Annotated in this window: 9 protein-coding genes and 1 pseudogene; 6 read left to right on the forward strand and 4 right to left on the reverse strand. The window is 63.1% G+C overall.

All coding sequences use genetic code 11. From position 1 onward, the window contains the following. Positions 1 to 129 precede the first annotated feature (129 nt). Complete coding sequence (locus tag WCJ41_RS11440) at positions 130 to 1,509, forward strand: MFS transporter (RefSeq protein WP_336905956.1); 1,380 nt, start codon at positions 130 to 132, stop codon at positions 1,507 to 1,509. Here WCJ41_RS11440 and WCJ41_RS11445 read toward each other — a convergent pair. Both WCJ41_RS11445 and WCJ41_RS11450 read right to left on the reverse strand, forming a co-directional pair. Further along, a complete protein-coding gene (locus WCJ41_RS11445; RefSeq protein WP_336905957.1) occupies positions 1,499 to 3,916 on the reverse strand; it encodes an FAD-dependent oxidoreductase in 2,418 nt (805 codons plus the stop codon). The two genes, WCJ41_RS11440 and WCJ41_RS11445, sit on opposite strands and share 11 nt — an antisense overlap. Positions 3,917 to 4,085: 169 nt before the next feature. Further along, positions 4,086 to 7,442, reverse strand: coding sequence for an adenylate/guanylate cyclase domain-containing protein (locus tag WCJ41_RS11450; protein ID WP_336905958.1), 3,357 nt, complete (start codon positions 7,440 to 7,442; stop codon positions 4,086 to 4,088). Between the two features lie 301 nt (positions 7,443 to 7,743). Here WCJ41_RS11450 and WCJ41_RS11455 point away from each other — a divergent pair, with 301 nt between their 5' ends. Further along, on the forward strand, positions 7,744 to 8,436 hold the full coding sequence (locus WCJ41_RS11455) for a Crp/Fnr family transcriptional regulator (RefSeq protein WP_336905959.1): 693 nt from the start codon (positions 7,744 to 7,746) through the stop codon (positions 8,434 to 8,436). Positions 8,437 to 8,941: 505 nt separating this feature from the next. Beyond that, on the forward strand, positions 8,942 to 9,439 hold the full coding sequence (locus WCJ41_RS11460) for a thermonuclease family protein (protein WP_336905960.1): 498 nt from the start codon (positions 8,942 to 8,944) through the stop codon (positions 9,437 to 9,439). A gap of 4 nt (positions 9,440 to 9,443) precedes the next feature. Here WCJ41_RS11460 and WCJ41_RS11465 read toward each other — a convergent pair whose 3' ends face one another. Continuing rightward, positions 9,444 to 10,730, reverse strand: coding sequence for an alpha/beta hydrolase (locus tag WCJ41_RS11465; RefSeq protein WP_336905961.1), 1,287 nt, complete (start codon positions 10,728 to 10,730; stop codon positions 9,444 to 9,446). Between the two features lie 155 nt (positions 10,731 to 10,885). Here WCJ41_RS11465 and WCJ41_RS11470 point away from each other — a divergent pair, with 155 nt between their 5' ends. Together WCJ41_RS11470 and WCJ41_RS11475 are read left to right on the forward strand one after the other, a co-directional pair. After that, positions 10,886 to 11,593 (forward strand): hypothetical protein, encoded by a 708-nt coding sequence (locus WCJ41_RS11470; RefSeq protein WP_336905962.1) that lies wholly within the window; start codon positions 10,886 to 10,888, stop codon positions 11,591 to 11,593. A 6-nt stretch (positions 11,594 to 11,599) separates the two neighbouring features. After that, positions 11,600 to 13,189: a Na/Pi symporter gene (locus WCJ41_RS11475; protein WP_336905963.1), complete on the forward strand. Its 1,590-nt coding sequence runs from the start codon at positions 11,600 to 11,602 to the stop codon at positions 13,187 to 13,189. On the opposite strand, the gene WCJ41_RS11480 is transcribed toward WCJ41_RS11475, so the two are convergent. Beyond that, on the reverse strand, positions 13,186 to 13,887 hold the full coding sequence (locus WCJ41_RS11480) for a Crp/Fnr family transcriptional regulator (RefSeq protein ID WP_336905964.1): 702 nt from the start codon (positions 13,885 to 13,887) through the stop codon (positions 13,186 to 13,188). The genes WCJ41_RS11475 and WCJ41_RS11480 overlap by 4 nt on opposite strands. A gap of 241 nt (positions 13,888 to 14,128) precedes the next feature. Here WCJ41_RS11480 and WCJ41_RS11485 point away from each other — a divergent pair. After that, positions 14,129 to 14,749: pseudogene (locus tag WCJ41_RS11485) on the forward strand (sulfatase-like hydrolase/transferase); the annotation flags it as partial.

Consider the following 14,749-nt stretch of genomic DNA (forward strand, 5'->3'; position numbering starts at 1 on the left):
ATCTCGGGAAGGCTAGTGCATCCCTCGGCCGCCCGCCAGCCTGCACCGTCCGGGGCTGCAAAATTCAAGCTTGCCCGGGCCCAAGGCCTCTCCTATCGCTGTCGCGAATAAGCGTGGGGAGCAAAGCTTATGACACCATCACCGCCGGCGGCTGCGACCGCACCGGTTTACGGCAAGATCATCCGGAATATCGTGCCGCTGCTGTTCATCGGCTATGTGGTGTCCTTCCTTGACCGGGTGAACGTCGGCTTCGCCAAGCTGCAGATGGCCTCCGACCTCGCCTTCAGCGATGCGGTCTATGGCTTCGGGGCGGGTGTCTTCTTCATCGGCTATTTCCTGTTCGAGGTGCCGAGCAACCTGGTGCTGGCGCGGGTGGGCGCAAGGCTGTGGATGGCGCGCATCATGCTCACCTGGGGCGTGATCTCCTGCCTCTTCATGTTTCTGGGCGACTTTCGCTGGGGCGGCATGGCCCAGGGCCTGCATCTCACGGATGCCGAATTCGGCTTCTACCTGCTGCGCTTCCTGTTGGGCGCGGCGGAGGCCGGGTTCTATCCGGGCGTCATCCTCTATCTGACCTACTGGTTCCCCGCCAGCCAGCGGGCCAATGTCATCGCCCTGTTCATGACAGCGGTCGGCGTGTCGAGCGTCATCGGCGCGCCGCTGTCGGGTGCCATCCTGCAATTCGCCGACGGGCTGTTCTCGCTGCGCGGCTGGCAGTGGCTGTTCCTGCTGGAGGCCCTGCCCTCGGTGCTCACCGGCATCGCCTTTCTCATCATGCTGCCGGACCGGCCCTCGGCCGCCAAATGGCTGAGCCCGGCGGAGGCTGCTGCCGTCACCGCCGACATCCAGGCGGAAGACAGGAGCCGGTCACGGGCCACGCTCGTGTCCGCAGGCCATGCCTTCACCAGTCTCCGCATCTGGATCTTCGCGCTGTCCTACATGACGGGCACCATCGCCATCTATGCCGTCAGCTTCTGGATCCCGACCATCGTCCAGAACCTCGGCATTCCGCCGGGTGACTATTTCCGCGTTGGCCTGCTCAGCATGATCCCGTGGACGGTGATGATCATCGTGCAGGTCATCTGGGCCCGCCACTCGGACCGCACGCGCGAGCGCCGCTGGCACAGCTGTGCGGGCAATGCCATGGCGGCCATCGGACTTGCCATGCTGGCTGTTTGGCCGCAGAGCCCGGTGCTGGCGCTGACCGGCCTGTCACTCGTCACTGCCGGATGCGGCTGTTCCGTCGTCACCTTCTGGCCAATGCCGCAGAGCCTGTTCGCCGGCACGGCAGCGGCCGCCGGCATCGCGCTGATCAACAGCATGGGGGCACTCGGCGGCTATATTGGCCCGATGCTGATCGGCCAGATTCGCACCGCCAATCATGGCGACGCCAGCGTAGCCTTCATCGCACTCGCGGTGATCGCCGCACTCGGCGGCATTCTTGTGCTGGTCGCGTCCAAAGGGCTTCACGACCAGACGGCTGAAGGGGGCCAGCGCGTCAGACCTTGACGCGCATCGCCTTGCTTTCGGGATCATAGGGAGAGGCAGGAATGACCCGCGCCTTGCGCGCCTGCCCCACCACGTGAACGGTGAGTTCAGTGCCGGGCTTCGTAGCATCCCGATCCACCAGCACCATGGCGAGGCTCTTCTTCACCGTGTGGCCATAGCCGCCCGAGGTCACGTAGCCCACGCGCTTGCTTCCCTGCCACACCGGCTCATAGCCTGAGGCATCGGCGTCAGTCGCGTCCACCTCAAGCGTCACCAGAAGTGTTTTCGCACCTTCGTCGCGCTCCTTCAGCGCTGGGGCCTTGCCCACGAAGTCCGGCTTGCCGAAGTCGATGAAGCGGTCCATGCCGGTCATGCCCGGCGTATAGCCCTGGCGGAACTCGGCCGACCAGATGCCGAAGCTCTTCTCCAGCCGCATGGAGAGCAGCGCGTTGTAGCCATATTCGACGACGCCCAGGTCCTTGCCGGCCTCCAGCAGGATCTTGCGCAGCCGCGCGTGTTCCACCGATGAGCAGTTGATCTCGTAGCCGAGTTCGCCCACCACCGCGAGGCGGCCGACGCGCGTGCGGGGCAATCCAACATCCAGCGGCTTGCAGCCGAGGAAGGGCAGCGCCTTGCTGGAAATGTCGTCACTTGTCAGCCGCTGCAGCAGCGCATGCGAATTGGGGCCCGAGAGCGAAAAGCCGGTGGTGATGTCGGAGATGTCCTTGACCATGGCACCTTCGATCAGGTGATCCTCGAACCAGCGCATGTGCCACTGGCGGAGATAGTAGGAGCCCATGATCCACCAGGAGCCATCGCCCCAGTTGAACACGGTGAGGTCGCCTTTGAGCCGCCCGTCGTGTCCAAGCATCGGCGCAAGGCGGGCGCGGCCCGGCCCCGGCAGCTTGCAGGCAAGCAGCTGGTCGAGGAAGGCCTCGGCCCTCTGCCCCGTCACCTCGTAGCGCGAGAAGCCGGAAATATCGAGAACGCCCACGCCGTCTCGCACCGCACGGCATTCATTGCCCACGATGTCGAAAGCATTGGAGCGCTTCAGCGTCGGCTTTTCCTCAAAGCCTTGCGGCGCGAAGTAGAGCGGCACCTCGAGGCCCCATGAGCAGCCCCAGCGCGCGCCTGCTTGGCTCATGTCGGCATAGGCGCCCGTCGTCTTCAGCGGGCGACCCGCCCACAGCTGCTCGTTGGGATAGGACATGACGAAGCGGCGGGAATAGAATTGCCCCGTCGTCTGGCGAATGTACTCTCGGTTCTCGGTGAAGGCGCCATAGCGCGCGATGTCCATGCCATAGATGTCGGCCTCAGGTTCGCCCTCGACCATCCACTCGGCCAGCGACTTGCCCACACCGCCACCCTGCAGGAAGCCCGCCATCACGCCGCAGGCCGTCCAGTAGTTCTTCAGTCCACGGACGGGTCCGACCAGCGGGTTGCCATCGGGCGAGAAGGTGAAGGCGCCGTTGACCCAGCGCTTGATGCCGGTGTGGTTCATCACGGGATAGCGCTGGTAGACGAAGGCGAGCTCGTCCGAGATGCGGTCGATGTCTTCCTGGATCAGGTCGAAGCCATAGTCCCAGGGTGCACCATCCATGTTCCAGTGCTTGTAGTTCTGCTCATAGATGCCGACGAGCAGGCCCTTCCCTTCCTGGCGCACATAGGTGAAGCCCTCGAGGTCGATCATCATCGGGATCTCGCGGTCCATGGCCTGGATCTCGGGGATCGACTCGGTGATGAAGTAGTGATGCTCCATCGGGGTGAGCGGCAGTTCGATGCCCGCCATGCGGCCCACCTGCTTGGCCCACAAGCCGCCGGCATTCACCACGTGCTCCGCAGTGATCGTGCCCTTCTCGGTCACGATGGACCAGCTGCCGTCGGCCTTCGGGTGCAATTCCAGCACGCGGTTGTGCTCGACGACCGTGGCACCGCGCATGCGGGCCGCCTTGGCATAGGCATGCACCACGCCCGAGGGGTCGATATAGCCCTCGCGCTCGGCATAGAGTGCGCCCAGCACGTCGCCCGTATCGAAGATCGGGCAGGCGGCGCGCACCTCGTCGGGGCCCGCAAGGCGAACGTCCTCGATGCCCATGGTCTGGAACACCCGGTAGGAGGCCTGCAGCCATTCCCAGCGCTCCGGTGCGGAGGCCACGGAGTAACCGCCGGTCATGTGCATGCCAACACTCTGGCCGGACTCCTTCTCGATCTCGGAGAGCAGGTCGATTGTGTAAGCCTGCAGTGCCGCGATGTTCGGGTCGGCATTGAGCGCATGGAAGCCACCCGCCGCATGCCAGCTCGACCCGGCCGTCAGCACCGAGCGTTCGAGCAGCACCGTGTCGTTCCAGCCAAGCTTGGCGAGGTGATAGAGCACGGACGCGCCAACGACGCCGCCACCAATGACGGCCACCCTGTAATGCGACTTCATGGAAAGATCTCCGAACCGAAAAGAGCAAATCCTGAAAAGGGTAGTCGAGGCTCCTCAGCCTGTCCAGCGAGGGAAGTTCAAGACCTCCCTTGAGATCGTGGAAAGCGATGCGGCAATTCCGGCGCGGAAATCAAGGCCGCGTGCTTCAACCACAGCGGCCTGCAGTGGCTCAGGATGCAGTTCGGAACATTCCAGCCGCCGGTGCGTCCGGTGCCGTGGGCAGTACGGGCGCACGCGGTGTCGGCGAGTTGGCAAGCCGTGCGAGGATCCGTGCAGCCGCCTGCAGGTCGTTGGTGTCGAAGCCCTCGGTGAACCAGTCATAAACCGGTTGCAGGACCACGAGCGCCTGCTCCGTTTCGCCATGGCGTTCCAGTAGCTCGGCAAGGGTCATCGCCGCTCGCAACTCCCAAGACTTTGCCTCCTGCGCGCGCGCCACGCCAATGGCACGATGCAGCAGCCGCTCGGCATTGGGGCGGTCGCCTTCAAGGCCGTGGAGCCAGCCGCTCAACCGCAACACCTGGGCAAAGTGGCAGCGCTGCTCGCCCTGCTCGATGCGCTCGATGCACTGGTCGATCTGGCGTGCGGCGGCCTCCGTATGGCCCAGCCTCGCCAGTGCCTCGCCGCGCAGCGCCAGCAGATAGGGAAGCCACACGCGGTGCCCGGTTGACGCGAGCCGCGCCACGGCGCGCTCGATCTGTGCCGCTGCCTCCTCGAAGCGCCCGGCGCGCAGCCAGGCCACGCCACGGCTGATCTCGCACATCATGTCGAAGAACAGCGGCACGCCGAAACGCCGACCCATGGCGCTGGCCTCGTCAGCCCGCCGTTCGAGTTCACCGGGCAGGTTCAGGAATTCATAGACCTGCGCACCCAGCGTCAGCGAGAAGGCCATGTCGAAGGGGTGGCCACGGCGGCGCGCATGCTCATCGCGCATGTTGCACGTGGCAACTGCCTGGTGGGGATAGCCCATCATCCAGAGATACTGGCCACGGTAGATCCACTCGCCGGTCTGCGGGTCGGTGTTGGTTTTCTCCGCCACATGCCAGTGCTTCTGGGGATCATACATCGTGTTCAGCACATCGCCATGCTGCCGCGCCTTCGCGAAATCTCCCTGCCAGTAATAGGATCGGGCCAATGCGCGGTGTGCCACGATCGTCAGGTTGCCATCTTCCGCCGCCTCGCCGATCTCACGTGCGCGTTCGGCCCAGTTGAGCGACAGGGAAAGCTTGTCGATCGACATGTAATGCACCCACAGCGCATTGAGAATTGGCAGAAAGGCGGCGCTGTGGCGAAGTGAAGAGGCAAGCATCCATGCGGGTTCAAGCACTGCGGAAAGCTCCGGGTGCCCCCATCCGCGCTCGGCCACAAGAACGGGCGCAAGCGCTGCGCGGTAGCGCAGTTCAAGCACGTTGCGCTCCTCGCCCGGTGGCAGCGAAGCGACCTGCAGCAGGCCGCGGCGAAGGTGGCTTGCCGCCTCGTTGATGGCGAAGCGCTGCATGGCGATTTCCGCCGCCTTCAGCCATAGCGGCACGGCGCGGGCATCGGCACCTGCAGCACTCAGGTGATGGGCGACGAGTTCCGGCTGGCGCTCGGTCAGGCCGGGGTCATGCTCGGTGAGAAGCTCAGCCACCTTGTTGTGGAGGTTCTTGCGCTGGCTCAGCAGCAGCGAGTCATAGGCGGCGTCCTGCACCAGCGCGTGCTTGAACACGTAGCTGCGGGTGCCCACACCTTCCTCGATGTGTGCGAGACCGGATTCGACGAGTTGCGCCAGGCCCTCGTCCAGCTGTGTCATGTCATGGATGCCGATCGCCCGCAGGAACTCGCGGCTGAAGCTGCGGCCCACCACGGCGCCAATCTGTGCCACGCGCTTGGCCTTCACCAGCTTGTCGAGGCGCGCGGTCAGCGAACCGCGAAGTGAATCCGGCAGCGACACGATAACCGTGCCGCTGGCCTGCACGAAGCGGTCGCCGCTCTGCGCCAGCTGGCCGGATTCGATCAGGGCGTGGGTGAGTTCCTCGATGAACAGCGGCACGCCATCGGTCTTCTCGACGATCATGCCTTCGATGGCGGGCGGCATCGGCATGCCACCGGCACAGCGGCGGATCATCGCGAAACTCTGCTCCGGGGAAAGGCGCGGCAAGGTGATCGTGCGGCCGTCGGCGGAACCTGACCAGCGCGGCGCGAACTCGGGCCGGTAGGTCGTCACCATGAACACCGGAATGGTCGCGAGGCGCGACACCACTAGGTCGATCCCTTCAAGCGTCGTAGGGTCGGCCCAGTGCAGGTCCTCGAACAGCATGATGGCGGGGGCGTCGGCGCAGGCTGAGGCAATCATCGCGATGAGGATGCGCAGGGTCTCCGCCTTGGCGATGCGTGGCGGTTCTGTGATCGCGCCGAAACGATTGACAAAGGGCACCGACATCAACGCCGCGATGAAGCGCACGTCCGATGTCGGAAGGTGGTCGCGGCCGCAGACCAGAGCTTCGATGCGGTTCAGTCGCTCCTCAGGAGCCATGCCTCGGGTGAAGCCCATGGTCGACTCGAAATGGGCGATGACCGGGTAGAGTGGCGTGGCCATATGGAAGGGCGAGCACTGGAAGCGGATCAGGCGGTTCTCCGGCGTCACGATCTGCGCACAGAGGTCGGTTGCAAGGCGGCTCTTGCCGATGCCGGGTTCACCGCAGATGCCTGCGATGCGACCCCTTTTCTGTTCGCACACGTCCAGCCACATGTTACCCAGCACACCGAGTTCGGTTTCGCGACCGACCGGCATCTGGTCCGGTACGCCGGCCTGATCAGCTGGAATCGTTTGTTGTTCCTCCACCCGAAATGCTGGGACGGGCTGCGGAAAACCCTTGAGTTCCACGTCACCCAGTGGCGCATAGCTGAAGGCAGAGCCAGCGAGCTTGCGCACGATGGAACTCACCGCGATCTCGCCGGGCTGTGCGGTGGCCTGCAGCCGGGCTGCGAGGTTCATCGCATCGCCCACCGCCATACGCCCGCCGCTCGACACCACCACGATGCCGGTGGCGATACCGATCCGCAGGTCCAGCGGGTGCTCCAGGTTGCGGACGCCATCGAGGATGTCGAGACCGGCGCGGATGGCGCGCTCGGCCTCACGCTCATGCGCCAGGGGGTAGCCGAAGAAGGCGACGATGCCATCGCCCATGCGCTGGAACAGGTAGCCCTCATAGCGGGCGACACAGGCCGCGCACCAATCCTCATAGCCGCGGACAACATCCGTCAGGATCTCCGGATCAAGCTCGGCCGCAAGTTTTGTGTATCCGACAACATCGCAAAACAACACCGTCAGCTGCCGTCGCTGCTCGTCGTCTGCGACGACCGGAGCGCCCTCCGCCCGCATCAGCGCAGCAAGCAGTCGCTTGCGCGCGCCAAACGACAGGCCAAGCTCCACGAGGTCTTTTTCGGTAAGGAGAAGCATGGTCGTGAAGTCGATTTCGTTGTCCTCGAACAGCGCAAGGTGCTGTTCGAGCCCGTGATCGCGGAGCCATTGGGACAGAGCAATCATCTACCAGATCCCGAAAACGATTCAGACACGGCACGAACCGGCGAACCGGTGGAGGACATCGAAGACAGGCGCCCCAAGGGGCTACAACCGAAAGTTTTATATAGGCAACTGCAGACGGCGCCAAGGCCTTCTGATCAATGTCAATTTACACGGGTTGGATGTGAAAAATGCATGACACAACTTATGACACGCACGCCTTCCCAAATAATTTCTCAGAATTCTTAAGTGAAAGTACTATGGACGTGGGGTAAAGTTGAATCCTCCAAACGCGGTGAAGTCCGCGATTCTCAGGGAGCAGGGCTTGGCGAAATTGACGGTGGAAGACTTCCGGAACATCGCCATTTTCCGGGATCTGGAAGCGGAGGCCCTGAATGGCCTGGTGGTGGCCTGCTCGGTGCGGGACTATGGGCCAGGCGAGTTGGTGGTCGGTCACAACGACACGACGTTCGACGTCTTCTTCCTGCTGTCCGGCAAGCTGCACATGAGCCTCTATTCCGCCGACGGGCAGCGCGTTGGCCTGCATGAAATGAGCGCCGGCGGCATGTTCGGCGAGATCTCCGCCGTCGATGGTCTGCCGCGGTCGGTGAGCGTCGACTCGGCAACACGCTGCAGCATCGCCATCATGCCGTGGCAACGCTTCCTGGCGATGATCGAGAGCAGCCCCTGCTTCGCCATGGCGGTGACCCGGCAGCTGGCGACCCATGTGCGGCGACTTACCACCCGGGTATTCGAGTTCAGCACCATGGCCGTCCGACAGCGGCTTCGGGCGGAACTGCTGCGGCAGGCACTTCCGGTTGTGGAGGACACGGCAGCAATCGATCCCATGCCTACGCATGCCGAGCTTGCCAGCCGCATCAGCACGCACCGCGAAGCGGTCTCCCGCGAGATGGCATGGCTCGAAGGCAAGGGTCTGGTGGTGAAGAAGGGGAAGGCCCTGGTCATCCCCAGCATCGCCCGCATCCGCGCGCTCATCGAGCAGAGCTGGAACGATTAGCTCCACCCGGAGATCTTCAAAAAATCTGGCGGTGTGAGTTTCCGCACATCCCCGCCGCCGTTACTCTCCTAGTCTCCCCCTGTGTTCACCGGTCCCCCGGAGAACCATCCAGGACGAAGGAGGCGCACGTGGCCAAGCGAACCGTTCCGAGGCGGCATCCGGCCGCTCTCACCACCACCACGCAGCCCGTCATCCAACCGGAAGCAGCCGAGATCTGAGGATCCGCATGACGTTTCCCTATGGCCTCCACCTTTTGAACCTGCTGGGGGGCGCATGGAGATCTGAGAACGACGAACCCCTGCAAGCCACGACATCCGGAGCTTGGGCCGTGATGTTGACGGACGGGGCAGGCGATGGCGGACGCAGCAACCCCGGCACAGCTCCCGCAGGGACAAAAGCGTCCGCCATCGCAAACCTTTCGCCCCTGCCAGACCGGCAATGATGCCAGCACGCCCACAACCTTGCTAGGGTGGACCGATCTCCAACCAGCACTGATTGAGTCGGAATGCCCGTTGCTACCGTGAGGCCGCCTCTAACTGTCATCCTCCTTGTAATCGTTCTATTTCTTGCCTTCCCCTTTCCCGGGCAGGCTGAAAGCCTCGCGGGGCAAGCGTCCGTCATCGACGGCGACACGATCGAGATCCACGGGCAGCGCATCCGCCTGTTTGGAATCGACGCAGTGGAAAGCCGTCAGCGCTGCACGCGCGACGGCAAGCCTTGGGACTGCGGCAAGGACTCTGCTTTCGCACTGGCGGATCGCGTGGGCAGATCAGCAATCGATTGCCAAGGCAGCGAGCATGACCGCTATGGCCGCCTCGTGGCCATTTGCTTCAAAGGCGGGGAAGACCTGAACCGCTGGATGGTGGAACAGGGCTGGGCGGTGGCCTACCGCCACTACAGCCTCGACTATGTCGGAGCCGAGGACGCAGCCAAGGCTGCCCGGCGCGGGCTATGGTCGGGCAGCTTCGAGATGCCGTGGGAGTGGCGCAAGACGTCGCGCTAGGGCCTTATGGGGTGCGCAGGCCGTCCATCCACACCTTCGCCGCAGGGGCGGCGGTGATGAAGGTGAGGCGGTGGGTGCCACCCTTCACGTCAATGGGGTGAACGTTGTTTTGGGACTGGTCGGACCAGTTGCCGATGAGCACTGCCTGATAGGCGGCCATGAGCACGCCGATCATCTGCTTCACAACCTCATCGTGCGAACCGAAATACATGCGGACCGGCGCCCTGAAGCTCTGGCGGTAGGTCTCGCTCTGCGCCAGCAGGCGGCCATAATCCGAAACCGCGAACTTCACCGGATCACGCAACTCCGGACGAAGATACGCGACGAGCGGGCGGTCGCCGAGGCGAAGCATGATGGCCTTCAGTCCCTCCTGCCCCTTGTAAGAGCGCTCGTAGATGGCCTTCATGTCTTGATAGACCGCTGGATCCAGCGTCTGCTTCGCGAGATCGGCGGGGCCGTGGTAGTTCTGGAATGCGAACACGGAGAGCGCAACAATGGTATTGACCCAGGGCGCGTCGATGCCGGCGCGGGGATAGAACAGCAGGCCGTTCAGCGCAGCATAGGGATCGGCGGGCGCCGATGCCGTGAAGGCGGCGGTGACGGGAATGCCGTCTTGCTCGAAGCGTTCCTGCAGTCCGGTGGCATTGAGGCCGCCCTGCGACCAGCCCCCGATGAAGAACTCATCCTGTGATATGCCTTTGGCCTTCATGAAGTCCACCGCCGCAAGGTAGAGGTCCTTGCTGGCCTGCTGGGTGCTGGCCTTGACGAAATAGGCTTCCGGACTCGCAGCATCGTCGCCCATGCCGAAGTAGTCCGGCGCGATCAGCGCATAGCCATTGCCGGCGAAAAGCCCGGCCATGTAGCGAGTCTCGTAACTGCCATCGTAATGCGCATAATCTGACGGATTGGCGGCGACGAAGGCATAGGAAGGCACTTCATATTTGCCGTAGACCGTACCGTGTTCATAGATGATGAGCGGCAGCTTCGAACGGTCGGCAAGCACCGGCAGAGCAAGAAGGCCGGTTGCGGTGACGGGCTTGCCGTCCTTTTCCGGCACATGCGACTCATAGCGCACCGTGTAGAGTTCAACATCATTGCTGGCGGTCGAGACGGTTGGAAGCTCATAGCCATCGCCAGGCTTCTGGGTCTCGATGAAAGTGGCGCGTTCGGCGTCCAGCATGCGGGTGAGTTCCGCAGCGGACACTGTCTTCAGATAGGTAAAGACCGCATCTTGCGCGACAGCGGCGTTGCTGGCCACAACGAGGCAAAACAGGGCAAGGATCAATCTCAAGATGAATATTCCTTCCGTATCGTAGCGGCCTGAGCGAATGATGCTCCATGCGTCCACGCATTGACCCTTGTCAATGCCACATCAGGTCCCGAACCCGGGCTTGGCGGCTTCGCACGATTGTCATAAGGCAAGTCGAATGGGGCGTGGGGGACGCTATGGCACAGGCACAGACTGTAAGGCACAAACTCGATCTCAGGCGCTCGGTCACCACATCGGCCTTCGTCATGATGCTGCTTCTGGCGGTTCTCGGGCTATTTGCCTTGTTCTCGATCTGGTCGATCAATCGCACGTGGATTGATGGCATGGAGCGCTTTTCCGAGTTGCGGCAACTGTCCACCGATGCGCTGGAGGCGCAGGTGGCTTTCAAGGTGCAGGTGCAGGAATGGAAAAACATCCTGCTGCGTGGCGATGACGAGAAGCTGCTCACCAAGCACCATGCAGCCTTCACCAAGCAGGATCTCGATACCAAGGCACTGCTCGCAAGCGTGGCCCAGCAGGCAAAATCGCTGGGCTTCGACGAAGACGCCCAGCGCGCCGCTGCGTTGGTAGCCGCCCATGAGGCACTGACACAATCTTACGAAACGACGTTGAAAGAGATGCAAGGGGCAGCAGCCACACTCGACGCGGCGACAGCCCACACCATCGACGTGAAACTTCGTGGTGCCGACAGGGCGCTCGAGGCCGGCATCGGCACGCTAGCGGCAGATATCGGGGCTGCATCCGATGCAAAACGCGACGCCCTGATCACGTCCATGGGAGAGCGCTACGCCGTACTGCATGGCTTCATCATCAGCGTCATCCTCGGCGCATTGGCGGTGATGGGCTTCGTGGTCTATCGTCTGCTGCGCGCAACACGGGCGTGAACCAGAATGTTTGAGGGCACGCTCGCCGCCTTTGCGGGGCTCGGCTTTTTCCTCGCTGGACTGCACATGTTGTCCGAGGCGGTACGGGCACTGGCCGCGCGCAGGATGCGCCTCGCACTGGCCCGTGTTTCACGTCTGCCCTTCGGCAATGCGCTGGCTGGGAGCATGCTGGGCGCTGTGACACAGAGTACCAGCGCCTCAGCCTTCATTTGCATCGGACTTCTCAACGCGCGCGCCGTCTCGTTCTTCGCCGCCCTCTCGATCAGCGCCTGGGCATCAGTCGGAACCTCGATCCTGGTGTTCCTCGCCTCGGTGGACTTACGTTCGCTGGCTCTGCTGGCATTGAGCGTGGTGGGCCTGCTCTATCTCGCATCACTGCATCGGGGCGAAGCGGGGCGGCACCTGACGGACCTGCTGCTTGCCATCGGCGTCACACTTTTTGGCCTCACCATGTTGAAGGCCACCGGGCACACGCTGGCAGAAAGCTCCTGGGTGACGGAATTCTTCACTTTCGCATCGGAATCCTGGATATACAGCTTCATCATCGCCTTCATCGTGACGCTGCTGATGCAGTCATCATCCACCGTGAGCGCACTCGCGGTGATGCTGAGTGCCACAGGCGTTGTTCCGCTCGAGGCTGCCATGGTGATGGTGTGCGGCGCCAATGCCGGCTCTGGAGTAAGCGTTGCCCTGATCTCCTCCCACCTGTCCGGACCACCGCGACAGTTGGCGCTGTGGCAGGCGGTGGTGAAGCTCATCGGCGCATTGGTGGTTCTGCCCTTCGCGGTGACAATGCCGGAGGACGGGACATTGGCCACACTGCTGCCGGTGCCGTTGTTTCTCTCCGTCGTCTATCTCGTCATCAACCTCATCGGCGCGATCCTGTCCGGCCTGTTGCGCTCGCCACTGCTCAGGCTTCTCGAGCGGATGGCGCCTGCCAACCGCGAATTGCAGCGCTTCGAGCCCGAGTTCATCCTCGATGAAGCAGCGGAGGACCCCGGAACCGCATTTATTCTGGCCCGCCGCGAGCAGGCCAAGCTCATCTCGCTTCTTCCCGCCGCGCTTGGACCCGTGCGGCATGGCGAACCGGAGGAGGATGCAGGCCTGGACAATGGCGCGCGGCGAGAGCTCGCACTGAGCTTGACCGGGGACATTTCCGACTTCGTCAGCGAGGCAGTGAGCCGCCACCCCATTGGCACGGAAGTCACCGCCCTATTGCTGCTGCAGCGCTGCAATGAGCATATCAGCTCGATCATCGATGCCCTGCATGGCTACGTTCGCGAGATCTCTTATCTTACTGTGATGACCGAGCGCGAGCAGACCATGTGCGAGTCGATGACGGAGTCTCTGCACCTGCTTCTCGGTCTCGCGGCTGATGAAGCCGAAGGCGACCTGTCCAACCATGCCATGCTGGAGCGCCTCACAGCCGACCGCAGCGAGACGATGACGCGGTTCCGCCAGCAGATCGTGGAACAAGACCAGCAATCACATGCCAACCGCGAGCCGCTGTTCGTGGCGACCGGCCTGTTCGAGCGGATGGTCTGGCTGGTGCGGCAGCTCTCGGTCGACCTGAGCGAGATTTCAGCGGCTTCCTAGCCGGTACTGGCCTCGTCGACGATGGTCGCGAGGCGGGCCATGTCAAGGATCCGGACCTCACGATAGCCCAATTCGCAGATGCCCAGGGAGACGAGTTCGCCCAGGAGGTGGAACACCGTGGACCGCGACATGTTGCTGGCGGCGGCCAGCTCCTCCTGGGTGAGGGGAATGCTCACCGGTCCGGGCGGCAGGTAGTTGAGCAGGCGACCTCCGAAGGTGAGCAGGCGCGAGCACAGGCGGATACGCGGGTCGACGATCATCAGGTCCACGGCGTGCAGCAGATATTCCTCGACGTTCCACGCCATGAGGTTGAAGAACACCCAGTTCAGGGAAGGCTCGGTCTTGAGCAGGTCGATGATGGCTGTCTGGGAGAGGGCCAGAAGTTCGGTCGGTCGCCGCGCCACGACGGACATGATGCGCGGCCGCTTGCCAAGAGCAGCCGGTTCGCCAAACCAGCGACCGGCGAGCATGACATGTGCGTGGAGCATGCCCTGCACCGGGTGCGGCACGGTGATGACGGCACAGCCCGAGACGATGCAATAGATCTCGCTCGCCGAATCCTCGATGTCGAACAGCGTGCGGTTTTTTGGCAGGTTCACGAGCCGCATGCGGGAGCAGATCAGGTGCTGTACGCGCCGGTCGTGCTGGGACAGCCACCGGCTGTTCCGGGCGACGGCGACGGCTTCTTCCAACTGCATATTTTTTCAGGCCTGCTGCAAGATATCGTAACGGTACACAATTGATCATCCCGCTGTCTGATTATGTCAACCTGACTGGTGCCGGACGGCGACAGGAGGAGCTGGAATAGCTTCAGCCATGGCCGAAAGCGGGATAGAATGGCGGTGCAGAAGGGTGCGGCCCTTCCCGTGCTTGTCCTAGTCGGGGAACTCAAAGGAGGTACGATCCATGCCGGACATTACCCATAGCAAACCAAGCTTAATGAAGCGTCTGACACTTTTCACCGCCGCCCTGCTGGCGCTGGGGGCTGCAGCCACCGCCAGCGCCCAGGCCGCTGACAGGCCAAACATCCTCGTCATCTGGGGTGACGACATCGGCGGTTTCAACATCAGCGCCTATACCGCGGCATGATGGGCTACAAGACGCCCAACATCGACTCGATCGCCGCGCAGGGCGCGCTGTTCACCGACTGGTATGGCCAGCAAAGCTGCACCGCCGACCGTGCCGCCTTCGTGACGGGCCAGTCGCCGATCCGCACCGGCCTCACCAAGGTGGGCCTGCCGGGCACGCCGGAAGGCATGAAGATCGAAGATCCGACGATTGCCGTGCTGCTCAAGGCTCAGGGCTATGCCACGGGCCAGTTCGGCAAGAACCACCTGGGCGACCGCGACGAGATGTTGCCGACCAATCATGGCTTCGACGAATTCCTAGGCAACCTCTATCACCTTAATGCCGAGGAAGAGCCGGAAAACCCCGACTATCCCAAGGACCCCGAATTCAAGAAGCGGTTCGGACCGCGCGGTGTGATCCACTCCTTCGCCATGCCGGACGGCACCCAGAAGATCGAGGATACCGGCCCGCTGACGAAGAAGCGCATGGAGA

The sequence above is a fragment of the Aestuariivirga sp. genome (genome assembly GCF_037139295.1).
Lineage (GTDB): Bacteria > Pseudomonadota > Alphaproteobacteria > Rhizobiales > Aestuariivirgaceae > Aestuariivirga.